The organism is Occallatibacter sp. (assembly GCF_036502485.1).
GTDB lineage: Bacteria > Acidobacteriota > Terriglobia > Terriglobales > Acidobacteriaceae > Telmatobacter.
This window is the reverse complement of the sequence record NZ_DASXYM010000022.1, coordinates 38,844-55,928: the sequence shown is the minus strand read 5'-3', so window position 1 is coordinate 55,928 and position 17,085 is coordinate 38,844. Positions and strand designations below refer to the sequence as shown.

15 protein-coding genes are annotated in these 17,085 nt (G+C 60.7%); 8 read left to right on the top strand and 7 right to left on the bottom strand.

Annotated elements, in window-relative coordinates; genetic code table 11:
- Positions 1-23: 23 nt before the first annotated feature.
- A complete protein-coding gene (locus VGL22_RS03790; protein WP_465265572.1) occupies positions 24-272 on the bottom strand; it encodes a carbohydrate porin in 249 nt (82 codons plus the stop codon).
- Between the two features lie 96 nt (positions 273-368).
- Here VGL22_RS03790 and VGL22_RS03785 point away from each other — a divergent pair, with 96 nt between their 5' ends.
- On the top strand, positions 369-1,595 hold the full coding sequence (locus tag VGL22_RS03785) for a hypothetical protein (protein ID WP_465265551.1): 1,227 nt from the start codon (positions 369-371) through the stop codon (positions 1,593-1,595).
- Between the two features lie 98 nt (positions 1,596-1,693).
- On the top strand, positions 1,694-1,972 hold the full coding sequence (locus tag VGL22_RS03780; RefSeq protein ID WP_465265550.1) for a hypothetical protein: 279 nt from the start codon (positions 1,694-1,696) through the stop codon (positions 1,970-1,972).
- Positions 1,973-2,017: 45 nt separating this feature from the next.
- Here VGL22_RS03780 and VGL22_RS03775 read toward each other — a convergent pair whose 3' ends face one another.
- The 4 genes from VGL22_RS03775 to VGL22_RS03760 all read right to left on the bottom strand — a co-directional run bounded on the left by VGL22_RS03775 (position 2,018) and on the right by VGL22_RS03760 (position 7,326).
- Positions 2,018-2,530, bottom strand: a complete 513-nt coding sequence (locus tag VGL22_RS03775) for a YciE/YciF ferroxidase family protein (RefSeq protein WP_465265549.1) — start codon at positions 2,528-2,530, stop codon at positions 2,018-2,020.
- A 187-nt stretch (positions 2,531-2,717) separates the two neighbouring features.
- On the bottom strand, positions 2,718-5,327 hold the full coding sequence (locus tag VGL22_RS03770; RefSeq protein WP_465265548.1) for a [protein-PII] uridylyltransferase family protein: 2,610 nt from the start codon (positions 5,325-5,327) through the stop codon (positions 2,718-2,720).
- Between the two features lie 210 nt (positions 5,328-5,537).
- On the bottom strand, positions 5,538-5,876 hold the full coding sequence (locus VGL22_RS03765) for a P-II family nitrogen regulator (protein WP_465265547.1): 339 nt from the start codon (positions 5,874-5,876) through the stop codon (positions 5,538-5,540).
- Between the two features lie 82 nt (positions 5,877-5,958).
- Positions 5,959-7,326: an ammonium transporter gene (locus tag VGL22_RS03760; protein ID WP_465265571.1), complete on the bottom strand. Its 1,368-nt coding sequence runs from the start codon at positions 7,324-7,326 to the stop codon at positions 5,959-5,961.
- 396 nt (positions 7,327-7,722) lie between these two features.
- On the opposite strand from VGL22_RS03760, the gene VGL22_RS03755 reads away from it, so the two are divergent.
- The 6 genes from VGL22_RS03755 to VGL22_RS03730 all read left to right on the top strand — a co-directional run bounded on the left by VGL22_RS03755 (position 7,723) and on the right by VGL22_RS03730 (position 15,035).
- On the top strand, positions 7,723-8,466 hold the full coding sequence (locus VGL22_RS03755) for a hypothetical protein (RefSeq protein ID WP_465265546.1): 744 nt from the start codon (positions 7,723-7,725) through the stop codon (positions 8,464-8,466).
- Positions 8,467-8,553: 87 nt separating this feature from the next.
- Positions 8,554-9,129, top strand: coding sequence for an NADH-quinone oxidoreductase subunit B (locus VGL22_RS03750; RefSeq protein ID WP_465265545.1), 576 nt, complete (start codon positions 8,554-8,556; stop codon positions 9,127-9,129).
- Positions 9,130-9,415: 286 nt separating this feature from the next.
- A complete protein-coding gene (locus VGL22_RS03745; RefSeq protein ID WP_465265544.1) occupies positions 9,416-11,143 on the top strand; it encodes an OmpA family protein in 1,728 nt (575 codons plus the stop codon).
- A 247-nt stretch (positions 11,144-11,390) separates the two neighbouring features.
- Entirely contained in the window at positions 11,391-13,343 is a 1,953-nt protein-coding gene (locus tag VGL22_RS03740) for a WD40/YVTN/BNR-like repeat-containing protein (protein WP_465265543.1), read from the top strand.
- 318 nt (positions 13,344-13,661) lie between these two features.
- On the top strand, positions 13,662-14,810 hold the full coding sequence (mqnE, locus tag VGL22_RS03735; RefSeq protein WP_465265542.1) for an aminofutalosine synthase MqnE: 1,149 nt from the start codon (positions 13,662-13,664) through the stop codon (positions 14,808-14,810).
- A 15-nt stretch (positions 14,811-14,825) separates the two neighbouring features.
- Entirely contained in the window at positions 14,826-15,035 is a 210-nt protein-coding gene (locus VGL22_RS03730; RefSeq protein ID WP_465265541.1) for a hypothetical protein, read from the top strand.
- Here VGL22_RS03730 and VGL22_RS03725 read toward each other — a convergent pair.
- Complete coding sequence (locus VGL22_RS03725; RefSeq protein WP_465265540.1) at positions 15,032-15,304, bottom strand: hypothetical protein; 273 nt, start codon at positions 15,302-15,304, stop codon at positions 15,032-15,034. The genes VGL22_RS03730 and VGL22_RS03725 overlap by 4 nt on opposite strands.
- Positions 15,305-15,738: 434 nt before the next feature.
- On the bottom strand, positions 15,739-17,058 hold the full coding sequence (locus tag VGL22_RS03720; protein ID WP_465265539.1) for an amidohydrolase family protein: 1,320 nt from the start codon (positions 17,056-17,058) through the stop codon (positions 15,739-15,741).
- Positions 17,059-17,085: the final 27 nt, after the last annotated feature.

Sequence of the window (17,085 nt, the reverse complement as noted above, 5' to 3'; positions counted from 1 at the left end):
CGGCTCAGGAAGACAAGCGAGAATTAGAAATCCACGTGGACGCGGACGGAGCCCACCCATGCGGGGCCGCGGTCGCGGTTGTAGCCCGGGTTGTTGATGTGCTGTATGTCGAGTGAGTAGAACATGCCGCGCCAGAAGTGCCAGGAATAGTAGCTCTCCACAACATTTTCACGGCCGTAGTTCAGGTTGCTGTCACCGAGTAGAAAACCGAGCCCGCCCAGTCGCAGATAATCCTGGTGGTCGCGCTTGATTGCGTTAGAGACGCCGGTGATGCCGAATGTGAGACTGGAATCTGGATGATGCTACGACACATGCCGATGATTTGCATTTTGGTTTTAGCCGCAATCGCGCCCGCTGGTGCGATGCAGATGCAAATTCCTGGGCATACCAGCACAATGCCCATGCCGATGGGCGGCGTGGCCACCACCCTCGCTGCCAATGTTCTGCGGCATTCCGCATCGGGAACAAGTCTTGAGCCCGGCACGATAGAGCCTCCCATGCTCATGAGCATGAAGCAAAAATGGATGCTGATGGTGCATGGCGAGGCCTTCCTGGTGGAGCAGCAGCAGTCCGGCGCACGCGGCCACGACAAATTCTTCGCCGTGAACTGGTTCATGCCCATGGCGCAGCGCAGCTTCGGGCGCTCGCAGTTGACGCTGCGCAGCATGCTGAGCCTGGAGCCCGCGACGATCACCGGGCAATACTATCCTGAGCTGTTTCAGCAGGGCGAGACGGCCTACGGCCGGCCCATTGTTGACGGTCAGCATCCGCACAATCTGTTCATGGAGATCGCGGGCATCTACGATTTCAAATTGGCCGAGAAAGCGTTGCTCACGGTGTACGCGGCGCCGGTTGGGGATCCGGCAATCGGGCCGGTCGCGTACCCGCACCGCGCTTCGGCCAGTGAAGACCCCCTGGCGACGCTCGGGCATCACCTTGAGGACTCGACGCATATCTCGTATGACGTGATCACCGCAGGTGTGTCTGCGGGAGGCGCTCATGGCGCGCACTTGGAGGGTTCGGGTTTTCACGGGCGCGAGCCGGATGAGAACCGCTGGCACATGCAGGCCGGCCCCATTGACTCGTGGGATGGGAGGCTGACCATTGTTCCCGGGCGCAATTGGCTAGGCCAGTATTCGGTGGGACGGCTGCACTCGCCCGAGGCCGTGCATCCGGAGGAAGACATCCTCCGCCAGACTGCATCGATTGCGGCTCACTTCGGGAAACACAATACGCTCGATGCAGGCGCGGTGTGGGGGCGCAATCACACCGTGGGAGCGGCCCAGAACTGGAATGCCTATCTGCTGGAAGCAACGCTGCACATGCGCAGCAAACACGCGCTCTGGACACGCATGGAGAACGCGGATCGCACGTCCGATCTGCTCGGCAATGCTGCGCCGGAGGCAGAGTACGTTGTGGGACGCGTGCAGGCCTACACGGGTGGATATGCCTACTCGCTGCATTCGTGGAGCTTTGGCGCGGTGGAACTTGGCGCGCAGTTCACCACGTACACGACGCCTTCGTCCCTGATGCAGCACTATGGACAGCACCCCTGGGGAGTAGCGCCTTTTCTGAAGTTACAGCTCGGAAAGTAGGCGGTGAAAATCACTGCGGAACAACTGCCCTGCCGCGCGAGGGCATCCCACGTTGCGCTTGCGTGAAGATTATGACGCGGCAACAGGGAGAAATCCAGATGGCTAACAATTCTGAAGCGCGCGGTAATGACAGGAACGTGCCTGCCGACAGCACAGCCCAAAGCAGCAACCAGGGATCGAGTAATGTTGGGAACACCCAGATGAAAACCGGCGACAAAAGCGGTCCTGACGGCGGCGCAAAAGGTCGTCCGGACCAGGGCGGCAATCGTTCCGGTGGTCAGGGAAATTTGAGCCAGCAGTCGAATGTCGACGCCGATCGTGGCGGCCCTTCACGACAGACCAGCGAGGCGCAGGACGAAGAAGGTCAGGCCTCCTGAAAGGGAAATCCGGTCCGAATCGTGTGATCCGGACCGGATGTTTCGCTAGGCGGCTTTGGACGCCGAAGAGTTGGTGCGCTGCGAGATTTCGGTCAGCAGATGATCGGCGTGCTTCTCCTCATCCAGAGTTTTCTGCAAGGTCGACACGTGGTTGGTGAGGCCGAGTTGCTTGGCCCAGTCCCGCGCGCTGCCGTACGACGCGATCTCGTAATGCTCAACCTTCTGCGCCGTCGCAATCAGGCCGGCATCGCGCACCGGACCGGAATCAGTTTCCTTGGCGATGTTTTCGCCCGAGCTCACGATCGCCGTCAGGATGGGGTCCTTCTTGTCGTCTGCGTCGCCCATCAACTCCTGCAGCAGGCCTTCAATTCTGGTGACGTGTACTTCGGTTTCCTGAAGGTGCGACTGGAACGCCTGTTTCAGTTGCGCGTCGTCGGCGTGCTCGATCATGGCCGGCAGGCCCTTGACAATCTGTTTCTCAGTGGACAACAGGTAGCGGAGCTGTGCGGTATAGAGCTCTCGCAGATTCGGAAAATCGTTGGGCGTGATCAGTCCCATGAAATACCTCGTTGAATTTGCATTCGTCGTGCCGTTGACTTGGAAGGGGCGGAGGGAAATTCCGTTGCACGGTGGTACGACTGCTTGCACGACGCATATTCGACGGGTAAGGGTATGCGCCCTTGAACCTGCCTGAGAGGGGGATATGAGGGAGTGGCTATGTAAGTTGCACGACCAACAAAATCGATCAGGCGCCCGCGGGAGCGCGCAGCTTCTCAAGGGCCGCAGTCAAATCATCGGTCAGCGTTTGCTGTAACCCGTCGTTCAGCTTTGTGCCTTCATGTGTGAGATAGAAAACGTCAATGGCGGTCTCGCCTTCGGTGTCAATTAGAGCTACTTCTATGTTGCACTCATGAGAGCTGAGCACCAAGGCGATCTGGCGCAGCAGCCCCGGACCGTCCTGCGCGATCACCTGCAGCAACGTCGAGTGCGTGGATGAGAGCGAATCGAACTGCAGCCGCGTAGGCACTTCCACCTTGATGCTGGTCGCGTGCGTGCTGTGCCGGCGGCCGTCGAGTAGTTGCTGTACTGCTACCTTTTGCGCCACGACATCGTGAAGGAATTTAAGGAAGCGTTCCTTTTCGCTGGGGTTCAGCTCGAGGGTGCGGAACACGTCAGAGAACTGGAAGCTGTCGACGATGACGCCTTGATCGTTGGAGAAGGCGCCCGCCTTGACGATGTTCATGCCCCAGGCTGCGAGCGCGCCGGCGACGTCGGCAAACAGCCGGGTGCGGTCCTCGGCAATTACGGTGAGATCAAAGAGCTGGCGCAACGAACGCAAGTCCAGTTGCACAGGGTCGTGCTCAAGGTTGACCGCCAGCAGGAAATGATTGCGGATGTGCTCGGGCAGGCGCGTCTGCAGATAGCGTTGCGGCAGACCCTCAAGGAAGCGGCCCAGTGGTTCATATTGCGCCGGCGCCACCATGGCACGCAGGCGATTGAGCAGCGTGGGATCGATGGCGGCGTGATAGCGGATCTCGTCGACGCTGCGGTCCATGAAGTTGGCCGTGGTCATATAAAGCTGCCACAGGTTCTCGGCCTTCCATGGCGTTAGTGCATCGGGATTGACCGCCTTGATATCCGCATAGGTGAGCAGCGTGAGCATCTTCAGCAGCGAAGGCGACCCGATCTTGTCGGCGAAGCTGCGGATGTTCTCAGGGTCGAAGATGTCGCGGCGCAGAGCGTTCGACATTTCAAGATGCTGCTTGATGAGGCGGATGACGGTCTCGCGTTCTTCGGCGTCAAAGTCGAGGCGCGCCATGAAGCTATCGGCAAGCTCGACGGACCCGCCGGTGTGTTCCTCGTCTCGCCGCGCTTTGCCCGTGTCGTGAAGCAGAAGCGAAAGAAGGAAGAGGTCGAGGCGATCGATCTCAGGCAGCAATTGCCCTAGCCGCTGTTCGTATTCCTGGTGGGGCGTACGCAGGCCGTGAACGTTGGCGATCGTGAGGAAGGTGTGCTCGTCGACGGTGTAGCGGTGATAGCTGTCGCGAATCACCAAAGCGTCGATGCCGTGGAATTCGGGAATCAGCATCTCCAGCACGCCGAGCGCGTGCATGGTACGCAGCGCATGCGCGGCGTGGGGGCCGAGCAGCACTTCGCGCAGGGCGTTCCAGAGATACGGTCCTTCAGGGATGTGGATGGCCAATGCGGGAAGCGCATCGGTGATCCGGTCTTCGGCGGCCTGCGACAGGGTATAGCCATGCGTGGCCATGAGCGAGAAGATGCGGAGGATTGCGGATGTGTCAGAAAATTGCGCGCCGGGAAGGATGTCGATGCGGCCCTGGTCGAGAAGGAAGTCGGTGCCTGCTATGGGAGTTCGCCGGCGGCGGAACTGCTTGTAAAAGCTGACAGGCGCCGGAAGATTCTCCATCAACAGAACGGCACGGCGGTAGATAACGCGCGCATGCCGATAGTAGGTGCGCATCCAGTAGGCGGGATCGGCGGTGCCCCGCGTTTCGAGGCCGATGGAGTTTGCCGCTGCTTCGTCCTGCGATTGCCAGCCGAGGTTGTTGTCGTCGCGCCCGTGCCGAAAGTGCAGAAAACATCGCGCCGCAGCAAGAAAATCAAACGCCGCCTCGGCGTCGCCGCGGGCGCTCTGAAAGACGCCGCCGCGCTGCCGGGGCCATTCGCGCGTTTCCTTCAGATGGAACAACAGCGCGAACCAAACCGCGAGATGGTAGTCGCGCAGGCCGCCCGGGCAGTCCTTCAGGTTCGGTTCGAGATGAAAGATGGTGTTGCCATATTTGGCGTGCCGCGCGCGGGCGATTTCGCCCAGCTTCTGGGTGATCGCATTCCAATCGCTCAGCACCAGCCCCGGAAGCACTGTCTGATGCAACTGCTGGTAAAGCGGGAACTGCCCCGCAAGAAAGCGGCGATCGAGCGTGGCCAGTGTGAACTCGAGATTGTCCGGATCGAAGCGTCCGGCCTCTTTGACCGTTCGCGAAGCTGGGCTGGCGCGCAGGCCGATGTCCCACATGGCCTGCACGATGGCACGCACGGGCTCGCGGGCCTGCTCCTCTGCCCTGGTATCGGCAAAGGCGAAGAGCACATCGATATCGGAGCAGGGAAACAGGTCTTTGCGGCCATATCCGCCCATGGCCAGCAGCGAGACGTTGTAACCGGGATTGCCGGTGAACGCGCGACGCCACATTTCGATGAGGATGCGGTCCACAATGGCCGAGCGGCGGCGAATCGCCGCGGTGCCGTCCCCGGTGCGCTCAAAGGTTTCGCGCACCAGTTTCATCTCCCGGTGATACTGCTCCCGTAAATCGTCAACGGCGATTGCGACTGGGTCCATGTGTCTTCAGGGCTTGTTTCCAATTCGAAACGGATGTTCTTCCAGAATAAGCGATTTACAGCGATGTTGGAATGAGGAGCGGCTAAGGAAAGCTCCGGTGGTAGGCCCTGGCGAAAGAGCGGTAGACAGAGCGGCCCGCGTTGAACTGAGAAGGTGGTCACGCGGGCCGTGATGTTTTGTATTGTGAAATACCGGAGAGCTCTTGGCTGGTTAGAGCGCAGTCTCGCCGCGCTCGTCGTTGCGGATGCGGATGGCGTCATCGATGTGACTGACAAAGATTTTGCCATCCCCAATGCGTCCGGTGCGAGCGGCGCCGATGATGGCCTGAATGGCCTTCTCCTTGCGCTCGTCCTGAACCACCATCTCGATCTTCACCTTGGGAAGAAGGTCAACGGTATATTCGCGGCCGCGGTAGAACTCTGTGTGGCCCTTCTGCCGGCCGTGGCCGCGCGCTTCCAGAATCGTCATTCCCTCGATGCCCGCGTCCAGCAGCGCATCTTTCACGGCATCCAGCTTGGAAGGCTGGATCACTGCCTCGATCTTGACCATGCAAATTGCCTCGGATTGTTAGCCTAACAAACCGGAGGTGAAGACTGGCCACCCCCGCACATCAGAATCCCATAAAGACGCATCAAGAGTTGAAATCGTAACCCTCTTCGCCATGCTGCGACAGGTCCAGTCCCTGGCTCTCCTCCTCCGCTGTTACCCGCAACCCGATGAGCTTGTCGACGAGGAACAGCAGAACCAGCGATCCCACTGCGGAGATTGCCCATGCAATGGCAACCCCGCCAATCTGGTTCAATACCTGGCCCCAGTGCCCCTCGATCCCGCCCGTTGCCACGGGTTTTCCGGAAGCATCGGCGCCGAAGGCCGGATTGATGGCGCTCACAGCGAAGATGCCGGTGAGTATCGCGCCCAGAGTCCCACCTGCGCCGTGCACGCCGAAGGCGTCGAGTGAGTCGTCGTACCCAAAACGTGCCTTGACCTGAAAGACCATGAAGAAGCAGAACAAGCCGGCCAGAAGGCCGATGAGCAGGGCAGCCATGGGCTGTACGAATCCTGATGCAGGTGTGATAGCCACCAGGCCCGCGACCGCGCCTGAAATGGCTCCCAGCGCCGTAGGTTTGCCATTGTGAATCCACTCGGCGATGGTCCATCCCAGCGCCGCGGTGGCCGCCGCAAAGTGGGTGTTGATGAAGGCGCTCGTAGCCAGTGGCCCGGCGTTCAGCGCGCTTCCTGCGTTGAATCCGAACCAGCCCACCCACAGCAGGCAAGCTCCAATAAAACTGAGCACCATGGAGTGCGGTGGCATGGCTGTTTTTGGATAACCCAAGCGCTTGCCAAGATAGAGCGCCGTCACCAGCGCCGACACGCCTGAAGTCACATGCACCACTGTGCCGCCCGCAAAATCGAGCGAAGGTATGTGATTTCCGGCTGCGTTCAGCAGCCCGCCCACGCCCCACACCATGTGCGCCATGGGGCAGTAAATGATGAGCGACCAGAGCGACAGAAAGAGGGCCATGGCGCTGAACTTCATCCGTTCCGCGAAGGCGCCGGTGATCAGCGCCGGGGTGATGATGGCGAACATGAGCTGATAAACCATGAAGGTCTGCTCGGGAATCGTCTTGGCGTAATCCGGATTGGGCGCCAGGCTCACACCGCGCAGGAACAAGTGATCGAATCCGCCGATGAATGTGTTGCCATGTCCGAAGGCCAGCGAGTAGCCGAGGATGGCCCAGAGAATCGTGACCAGACCCATCATGGCGAAGCTCTGCATCATGGTCGCCAGGATGTTCTTCCGGCGCACGAGGCCGCCGTAGAACAGCGCCAGTCCCGGCCCCGTCATCATCAGCACCAGCGCTGCGGAAACCAGCATCCACGCGTTGTCGCCCGAGGTCTGCGCATTCTGCACAGCCTGCTGCAGGGCTTCAATCTGCGCCTGCGTGGCGGGGGCGGATTGCGCAGCTGGCCCGGCATTCGCCGCCTGGGCCTGCGCCATCAACGCGATTGGACTGAAAAGGAATACGGCAAAGAGGACCCCACACACTGCTTTGCGACCCATATACCTCCTGCCTGGGCAAGGATTGAAATTCAGTTGAAGTGTACGGCGATCATCGGCAGCGCCTGCAAGTCGCACCTTTGACTGCGCAACCTCGGGCGAGCGCCATTCCAAACACGAAACCTCGGCTGGACCGCGGGCACGGACGCGCTGCTGCCGCTGGAGGGTTCGTATGCACGCAGAATCGCACGTCAGACATAAGGACCGCATGAGGAAACCTGATATTCCCACTGGAAAACTCATGCAAAATATGGCAATCGCGCAGCGATCGGCGCCTTGGGCGCTGTCGCACCTGCGCTCTCATCGTTCATGATGGTTACGCCAACCGGAGCATTCATGTCTTTACGTTCGCTGCGCCGTATTCGAAAGGGTATTTTTGCGGCTCTGACTGTGTGTGCATCCGCGGCCGCCTGGGCTGCGGCCTCCACCCAGTGTGAAAACGTGATTATCACGGGAGAAGTGACTGCGGGGCAGGAGTGGAAGTCAGTCCTGGGCCAAGGCTGGGTGTTCCGCGTTGTGCCTGTTCCGCCGCTGCAGGCGGGCTATAGCGGGTGGGATCTTGTGGTCGATCGAGATCAACCAGTCGGCTTTCCCGACGCGCTTTATATGGCCACGCCGCCGTACGGCTCCATCAATCAGCGCGAGATCGCCACCACCTATGGCGTGCGGGCACAGGATGCCGTCGGATGGAATCCACGCAGCTTCCGGTTTCTCATCGACCCGAAAGCACTGACGGAAGCGCAGGCTCTGTATCGGTCTGCATTCCGAAATGTGCCCGGCCCAACTGAAGATGCGGGCGCTGCTGCGCGCCTGCTCGATTTGCAGAAGAGCGCCGCAGCGGGCGAACTGCGCATCCTCGACGCCGGCCTGGTGCCTGGAACTTCCGACCCGGCTCCCTTTGCTCAGGCTTGGACGCAGGCTGCATCTCGCACCGGCTATCACGTCGAATCGGATGCCGCCAATCACTCTTCCGCGCGGGGCGCGTTGCGCTGGATGCGCTTCGAACTGACTCTATGGCTGCCCTCGGGATGGAGGGTTCCTCGTGATCTGCACGCTTCGCGCACACGTTGCGGAGGCTAGTTATCTGTGTTTGCTTTGTCTTTCGCTCCTTGATCGCCTGCTACTTTCACCGGTTGGACCGCCTACCGTGGGAGTTATGATGGATGCATGGCAGAAACGGCGGAGCGTGACCGATATTTGTTCGGAAATCTGGAAAGCAGTGCTGTGAACCGCGCCAAGGTTCAGGAAGCGAGTTACGGCTACGAACAGCCTGAAGGCGTGTTCCTGACTACGCTCGATTTTGCCGTGAACTGGATCCGCAAGAGCTCCGTGTGGCCCATGACCTTCGGTCTTGCGTGCTGTGCGATTGAAATGATGTCGATGGGCGCGTCGCGTTTCGACATCGCACGATTCGGCGCGGAAGTCTTCCGTCCCTCGCCGCGGCAATCGGACCTCATGGTCATCGCCGGGCGCGTATCGCAGAAGATGGCGCCCGTGATTCGCCGCCTTTATGACCAGATGCCTGAGCCCAAATGGGTGATCTCAATGGGCGCCTGCGCCACTTCCGGCGGCGTGTTTCAAAATTACGCTCTGGTGCAGGGCGTGAATCAGATTATCCCAGTCGACATTTACGTGCCGGGCTGTCCACCCCGACCCGAACAGCTGATCTATGCCATCACATTGCTGCAGGAAAAGATCCAGCGCGAACCGCGCAGTTTCCTCAAAACGCTGAACGTCGGATAAAACCCGCTGAACTGCGCGAGTCCACGTTCGTCGCTGTGGTAAGTTTTGAACGGTGCGGTACGGAGTTTTTGCAGTATTTGCAAGCAGATTCTGCACAACGAGAGGTGCCTAACTTGGGGCCATCTCATTGAAGAATTGTGCTCTGTGGCTTCCGAGCTATGGTACGTTTATTAATGCCGTAATTTGTCGGTAGTGCCCATGTGCACAGAGCTTCCATAGTCGGAGCCACACATGCGTAGACGTTCAAACTGAACGCTTTTTTAGCTTGATTTGCGGAGGATACAGCATGCAATCACACGTCCTGAAGTCTGCGAGCCGGGTTGCCCTTTTGGCGGCCCTTGCTGCAGCGCCAGTTGCGCTGGCCGCTCAGAACGCTCCCAATCCACCCAATGCCCCGAAACCAGCCGTGACCTACGGCGACGCTCCATCCCGCTGGGACATCTTCGCGGGATACAGCTATCTTGCGCCTCACGACACTGTCGACGTGCTTCAGAGGGACGGCACGACTACCTTGCCCGTGCAGTACAAGGCAAACACCTGGGGCGTGCTTGGAAGCGGTGCTTACTACTTCAACAAGTACGTCGGCCTGCAGGGTGAGATCGGCGCTCATGATCTCTGGACCAACAGCAGCAGCAGCAACTCCGGGTTCCTCACGACGTCGGGCGGTCTGATCTTCCGCTTCCCGACAGCTGAAATAACTCCGTTCGTGCACGGCCTCGTCGGTGCTTCCCGCGGCGGGGGTCCAGAGCACGAGCCGTACAAGTGGGGTCCGGCGTTGACGGCTGGCGGCGGCATGGACATCGAGACTCCCGCCTTCAACCATCACCTGGCCATCCGCCTGTTTCAGGCTGACTACGAGTACATGCACATCAATTGGGGCCCCGGCGTTTGGGCCGGCCGCGCCAATATCGATGCCGCTCGCCTCAGCGGCGGCCTGGTGTTCCATGTTGGCAGCATCGCGCCCCCGGCTCAGTTGACGGTTGCCTGCGCAGTGAATCCGACCTCGGTCTTCCCGGGTGATCCGGTCACCGCGACCGCCACCGCGGGCTCGCAGGATCCCAAGGCCAATGTGATCGTGGCCATCACCGGCGACGGTGTCAGCGGCAACGGCGCTACCGCCACGGTGAACACGGCCTCGCTTACGCCTGGCCAGCACACCGTTACCTGCAACGCCAAGGAAGGTAAAGCCGGCAAGGAAGGCATGAAGCCCTGGCAAGTGGCTCAGCCCACCACCGCATCGTTCACCGTGAAGGAATTCGAGCCGCCGACCATCAGCTGCTCCGCAAACCCCACCACGATCAAGCCCGGTGACAGCTCCACCATCACTGCCACGGGCATGAGCCCGCAGAACCGTCCGCTCACCTATACCTACTCGGCCAGCGGCGGAACGGTAAACGGCAACGCCACCAGCGCCACCTTCTCTTCAACGGGTGCTCCTACCGGCCCGGTGACCATCACCTGCAACGTGGCTGACGACAAGGGGCACAACGCCTCCGGCAGCACGACGGTCACAATCGAAGCGCCGCCGCCGCCGCCGCAGCCCAAGACCCAGGCTCTCTGCTCCATCACGTTCTCCAAGGACACCAAGCGTCCGGGCCGTGTGGACAACGAAGCCAAGGCTTGCCTCGACGAAGTCGCCCTCGACCTGCAGCGTCAGTCTGACGCCAAGGCCGTGGTGGTCGGCGAGTTGAACGCTAAGGAGAAGGCAGCTTACGACAAGGCTCAGACGGCTGCCAGCCGCCGCAAGAAAGCCAAGCCCGTCGAGAACCTCGCTGCCCAGCGTGCGGTCAACACAAAGGACTACCTGGTAACCGACAAGGGCATCGATCCTTCCCGCATCACCGTGGCCACCGGCACCGGCGATGACCAGAAGGTCGAGAACTACCTTGTTCCCTCGGGTGCCAACTTCAACTCCGACATCACCGGAACCAACCCGGTCGATGAGTCCACGGTGAAGGCTCAGAAGCGCAAAGCGCTTCCCGAGCGCCACCATGGTAAGAAGGCCGCCAAGTAACCAGGGCGGTGGCTCCTTTCAATCAGCCAGCCCGGCCGGAGTCCCTTGTGGACTCCGGCCGGCTCGGGTTCAAAACATCCTCCTGCAAGTCTCGAGGTTGACCGGCAGTATGCCGGTCAGCCTCTTCGCTTCCCCGCCATCTTTCCGGCGGGAGACATCTCCCGCTGTCCCTGCATCCTCCTACTGCCGGATGGTTTACTTGCGCCTTCTTTTGCACCTCTTCAGGGCGCTCCGTGGCGGAGCGCTCGTGTCCTTGCCGCTTCTGGTGTTTGTGTCGGCCGTACCCGTGACTGGGCAACAGGCCTCCTGGAATCCCGTGGGTCCCGACGGCGGCGATGCGCGTGTTCTCTCCTCGGTTCCCGGAAAACCGGCTCATCTCTACCTGGGCACTACCAATAGCCTCCTCTATGAATCGACCGACCAGGGAGCCAATTGGCACCGTCTGGCCAAGCTCGATTCGACCGACGATCTGGTCATCGACCACATCCTGGTGGACACATCGACTCCGTCGCTCATCTACGCCGCGGCGTGGAAGTTCGATCGCCCCGAGGGCAGCCTGTGGGTGAGCCGCGATGCCGGCAAAACCTGGCAGGAGTTGAAAGGGCTGCATGGACAGTCCATTCGCGCCTTTGCCCAAGCGCCTTCCGACCATCACATGCTGTTTGCCGGAACCCTGCAGGGAGTCTTTCGGTCCAATGATGCAGGCGAGACGTGGAATCAGATCAGTCCCGCGGGCAGCACGGAAATTCACGAAGTCGAGTCTCTCGCCATCGACCCTCGCGATCCAAACATTGTTTACGCCGGTACCTGGCACCTTGCGTGGAAGACCACCGACGGCGGTGCGCACTGGAACAACATCAAGCAGGGCGTGATCGACGATTCCGACGTATTCTCCATCATCATCGATCCCGAGCAGGCAAACATCGTTTACATGAGCGCTTGCAGCGGCATCTACAAGAGCGAGAACGGCGGCGCACAGTTCCGCAAAATCCAGGGAATCCCCGCTACCGCGCGGCGCACGCGGGTGCTCAAGCAAGATCCCGTTCACCGCGATACCGTCTACGCGGGGACCACGGAAGGGCTTTACAAGACGACGAATGCGGGTCACACGTTCCAGCGCATGACTGGCCCTGACGTCATCGTGAACGACGTGTACGTCGATACGTCCGATCCCGATCGTGTTCTGCTCGCCACCGACCGCAGCGGCGTGCTCACCAGCAGTGACGCGGCAGTGAAGTTCGTGGCGTCCAATCACGGATTCTCGGCGCGCAAGGTCCAGGCCCTCACCGTCGATCCCAAAGAGCCCTCGCGCGTCTACGCCGGCGTGGTGAATGACAAAACTTATGGCGGGGCTTTCCTGTCAGAAGACGGCGGCGTCCGCTGGAGTCAGGTTGCTGAAGGACTGGAGGGGCGCGATGTGTTCTCGCTCGCTCAGTCGGCGGACGGTAGCTTGCTCGCCGGCACCAACAGCGGTATTTTCGCGCTGGAGAAGGGTGCATGGGCGCCGCGCAACACCATAGCCAATACCGTTGCGAAAGCCACCCCAGCGGTCGTAAAGGGTAAGAAGATCACGGTCGAAAAGAACGTCAAGGAGCCAACTCGTCAGTTCGACGGACGCGTCTTCGCTCTCGACCTCTCCGGCGATGTGTGGGCGGCTGCCACCAGCGGAGGCCTCTACACCAGCAAGGACAAAGCCGCCAGCTGGCAGGGTGGCCCAGGACAGGGCGCGGACTTCACGTCTATCACGGTGCACGGCGTCACCATGGCAGCGTCGCGACCCACGGGCATCGTCCTCTCCAATGATGCCGGCGCAACGTGGTGGCCCATGGGCGTTCCCACCGCCGTTACGCGCATTCACCGAGTGGCCTTCGCCAACGATGGCACTCTCTGGCTCGGCTCGCGCGAAGGCGTCTACTTCACCCGAGACAAGGGCAAGACGTGGATGTGGGTGCATCGCCTGCCGCTGGTTGACGTGAGCGACCTCTACTACGACTCGAAGACGAACAAGGTGCTGGTCAGCTCGCGCGGCAGCGATTTTATCTATGCCATCGATGACCAGAGCCTCGACTGGAAGTGGTACCAGACCGGCTTCCACCTGTACCTGGTTCGGGCTGCCGGCGACCGCCTCCTCGCCGCGTCACTGGACGACGGAGTCCTGGTCGAGCCCAGGGCGTCCGAGACCCAGACCGGCCAGCGCTGATCCGCTTGCCTTGTCCCTATGAACATTGGCGATTTCGTCAGACTCACGCGGATCCCTCCGAAGCTTGCGGAGCTTCAGGATACTGAAACCCACAGATTGTTCGAGCTCTCCCTTGGGCGGCCGTTCCCGATAGCGGCCTTCAATGTGCCTGCAGGATTTCCGATTCGGATGGTGGAGCTTCACGTAGACGAAGTACTCGGCAAGGCCGCTTGCATTCACTCCATCTGGGTCGAGGAGGATTGCCTCGAAGTTGCTGGTCCCACTGAATGAAGCCGCCTGCCTGTGGTATCAGTTCGCTCCCCGACGTATCATTGAGGTATGCAGGCTCCCACCCCGACCCCCGGCACGCACCCGTTTCGCAGTCACGATCCGCGCCTTGAATGCATCGCGGAGAAAGTCCTTGCCGGTCAGCGGCTTGACTTTGCTGACGGACTGACGCTCTACGGCACCAGCGACGTCCTGGCAGTGGGCTGGCTGGCCAATCACGTGCGCGAGCGCCTGCACGGCGACATCACTTTCTTCAACGTGAATCGCCACATAAACCCTACAAACGTCTGCGTCGCCGCCTGCAAGCTCTGCGCGTTCGGCCGCAAAAAGGGCGACCCCGCCGGCTACACCATGGCGCTTGAAGAGGCGTGGGAGACCGCCGCATCCGGCTACTCTGAAGCGGTTACGGAATTCCACATCGTCGGCGGTCTGCACCCTGACCTGCCGCTCGAATACTTCCTCGACCTCGTTCGCGGGCTCAAGCAGCGCTTCCCCAAGGTCCACATCAAGGCCTTCACCATGGTGGAGGTGGCCTTCCTCGCCCGTCGGGCCAAGCTCACCATCGAGCAGACCCTGCTCAAGCTGCGCGAAGCCGGCGTCGACTCCATGCCCGGCGGAGGCGCGGAGATATTCTCCGCCCGTGTGCGCTCCATCATCTGCGATCACAAGATCGATGGCAACGAATGGCTTGACACGGCGCGACTCGCACACAAGATGGGCTTCCGATCCAATGCCACCATGCTCTACGGCCACATTGAGAACGATGAGGACCGCGTCGACCATTTGCTCAAGCTGCGTGCCGTGCAGGACGAGACCGGCGGCTTCCAGACTTTCATCCCCCTCGCCTTCCACCCGGAGAACACGCCGCTCGATCACCTGCCGGTCACGACGGGCCTCACAGATATCCGGCAGATCGCCGTCAGCCGCCTGCTGCTCGACAACTTCGCGCACATCAAGGCCTATTGGCAGATGCTGACACCCAAGATTGCGCAGATCGCTTTGCGCTTTGGCGCGGACGACCTCGACGGTACCGTCATCGAGGAGAAGATCTACCACGATGCCGGCGCTACCACGCCGCAGGGCATGACGCGCAAGGAGCTTTGCCGTCTCATCACTGAAGCCGGCCGGGTGCCGGTGGAGCGCGACACCCTTTATCATCCCGTCACGCGCACGGAAGACAGCTTCGTCGTCGCGGTTTAGAAAGAGGGCAGGGAAGTGAACGCATTCGGCCCCGCAGCCATCCTCGGCCTCATCTTCGGCTTCATGTGGGGCATTGGCTGCTCGCTTGCCGTGATGTATTCCATCTACCTGGGCGGTTACCGCAAGGCTGTGAAAGATTCGCTTGCCCGGCCTCAACCCGAGCATTACAGCAAAGCTCTCGAAAAGATCCGGGCCAAGCACCAGAAAAAAGCCGCGAATCGCTAGAGCGATCCGCGGCCTTTGTGCTTGATAGTCACGGCTTGAGCAGCGCGGAGAGTGGGTGAGCCCGCGAAAGTCATTCCCGCCTCATGATAGGCGCTCGCGTTCGTGGGCTTCTGGTAGTTGTAAATCAGGGAACCGACGCTCTTCTTGGTTAGGTCGGTGAGGGCATCCTGGATCCGTTTCATTGCGGCGATGTACTCGGGGAGCACAGACAGAAAATCTTTTACCACGTTGTCGGGGCGCGTAGCATCGGCATTAATTGATCCCGCCAAATCGGCATCGAAGGTCTTCGCCAGAATCTTTTAAATATCCAATGCCAGGTCGGCTTCCGACTTACCCGATTCGCTCGCCAACGCCGCGGTAATCGCCTCATCCGCGTCAGAGGTGAATCGATTTCGCGCGGTCTTCCATGCGGCATCATTTTCTGGGAGGAAATGTTCAAGGGCTGTCGTGTTTGTGACCGCTGCAGCCTGCAGCTTCTGGAGATGATCGTTGAAGACCTTACGTGCCTTCGCGGACCGGTGGGGGCATCGCCAAAAGCACCAAGAAATCCAGAATCGTGCTCGTTACCCGGATTGGCAGTGACCAGGAACTCGGGGCACCTTCGAATTAGCGCTGCCAGACGATAACCTCGGTGCGCCCCTCGCAATGCCCTCCGCAGGGCAAACTAACCTGGCCTCTCGCGGTGCGGCTCCGCTCCTTCTACTTACTTGTGGAGCACCACGCCGCCCTTCATCACAAAACTCACCCGCGTCGTCGCCGAGATGTCCTCCAGCGGATTGCCCTCCACCGCGATTACATCCGCCAGAAACCCCGCCTTCAACTCGCCGATCTGGCCTTCCCACCCCAGCAGCTTGGCCCCATTGATCAGATCGGCCTGCAGCACCGCGGCAGGCTTCATGCCGTACTGCACCATCAGTTCCAACTCGCGCGCCTGCGTGCCATGCGGGAACGGACCCACATCTGACCCAACAGCGAACTGCACACCCGCCGCCACCTGTTTCTTGAACTCCTTGATCTTGTACTCCAGCATCTCCGACTCGGCCGCCGCCTGGTCCTGCGACTCGCGATGTTTGGAGAAGTACTCGAAGATCGCGAAGGTGGGCACCGCGAAGATGCCCTTCTCCTTCATCAGCCGGATCGTCTCATCGCTCAACTGCGTCGCGTGGTCAATCGACGCCACGCCAGCTTGCGCTGCATACAGCGTGCCCGGCTCACCCATCGCGTGCACGGCAACCACCGTATCCAGGCGCTTGGCTTCAGTTACCGCGGCCCTCAGCTGGTCCGCCGTGTATTGATAGCCTGTTCGGAGAACGCCGTCGACCATCCTGTCCTTGCCGGTCTCGTAGATCTTCGCGAAGTCCGACCCTTCCTTGTGCTGCTCCCGCATCACCTCCACAAGCTGCTCGGCACTGTTGGCGTAATCGGCGTTCGACAGCACGTGCTGGGCGGGGTTATACCGGTTGGCGTCCTCATGCCCGCCCAGGATATCGATGGCGTTGCCGCTCACCCGCAGTCTCGGCCCTGGAATCATCCCTTTGTCGATCGCATTGCGGATCGAACTGTCCGCCGAGCCCGCGCCCTCGGTCCCCATATCGCGCTCCGCGGTAAAGCCCCCCAGCAGGTCCGCCTTCGCAGCCTGCTCTGCCAGGATCACGCGCCACGGCACTGACTCCTCCACCGTCTGCAGGTCCTCCGCGCCGGGATGCAGAAACAGGTGAACGTGCGCGTCAATCAGTCCCGGCATCAGCGTGGTACCGCCCAGGTCGATCAGCCGTGCACCTTGCGGATGGTCGACGGACTTCCCAACGGCACGAATGCGCTCACCTTCGACAAGCACTTCGCCCGGTTCAATCACGGTCCCGCCGCGCACATCCAGCAGCCGCGCCGCATGAAGCACGAGGGGCCCAGACACGGGCCCAGTCGGCGCCTGCGCAACTGCGATGCCGTGCATGAGGCTCAGAGCGAATCCCGCGCACACACCGGCGCGGCTGAAGAAAGCAAATCCATTACGAAATCCTGGCATGAATACGACTATGCCGCAGTTCGCCTC

Coding starts and splice junctions, on each gene's coding strand:
- VGL22_RS03755 (WP_465265546.1), top strand. CDS start 7,723: ATGTCTTTACGTTCGCTGCGCCGTATTCGAAAGGGTATTTTTGCGGCT.
- VGL22_RS03760 (WP_465265571.1), bottom strand. CDS start 7,326: ATGGCGCAGGCCCAGGCGGCGAATGCCGGGCCAGCTGCGCAATCCGCC.
- mqnE (WP_465265542.1), top strand. CDS start 13,662: ATGCAGGCTCCCACCCCGACCCCCGGCACGCACCCGTTTCGCAGTCAC.
- VGL22_RS03780 (WP_465265550.1), top strand. CDS start 1,694: ATGGCTAACAATTCTGAAGCGCGCGGTAATGACAGGAACGTGCCTGCC.
- VGL22_RS03765 (WP_465265547.1), bottom strand. CDS start 5,876: ATGGTCAAGATCGAGGCAGTGATCCAGCCTTCCAAGCTGGATGCCGTG.
- VGL22_RS03745 (WP_465265544.1), top strand. CDS start 9,416: ATGCAATCACACGTCCTGAAGTCTGCGAGCCGGGTTGCCCTTTTGGCG.
- VGL22_RS03720 (WP_465265539.1), bottom strand. CDS start 17,058: ATGCCAGGATTTCGTAATGGATTTGCTTTCTTCAGCCGCGCCGGTGTG.
- VGL22_RS03770 (WP_465265548.1), bottom strand. CDS start 5,327: ATGGACCCAGTCGCAATCGCCGTTGACGATTTACGGGAGCAGTATCAC.
- VGL22_RS03750 (WP_465265545.1), top strand. CDS start 8,554: ATGGCAGAAACGGCGGAGCGTGACCGATATTTGTTCGGAAATCTGGAA.
- VGL22_RS03775 (WP_465265549.1), bottom strand. CDS start 2,530: ATGGGACTGATCACGCCCAACGATTTTCCGAATCTGCGAGAGCTCTAT.
- VGL22_RS03785 (WP_465265551.1), top strand. CDS start 369: ATGCAAATTCCTGGGCATACCAGCACAATGCCCATGCCGATGGGCGGC.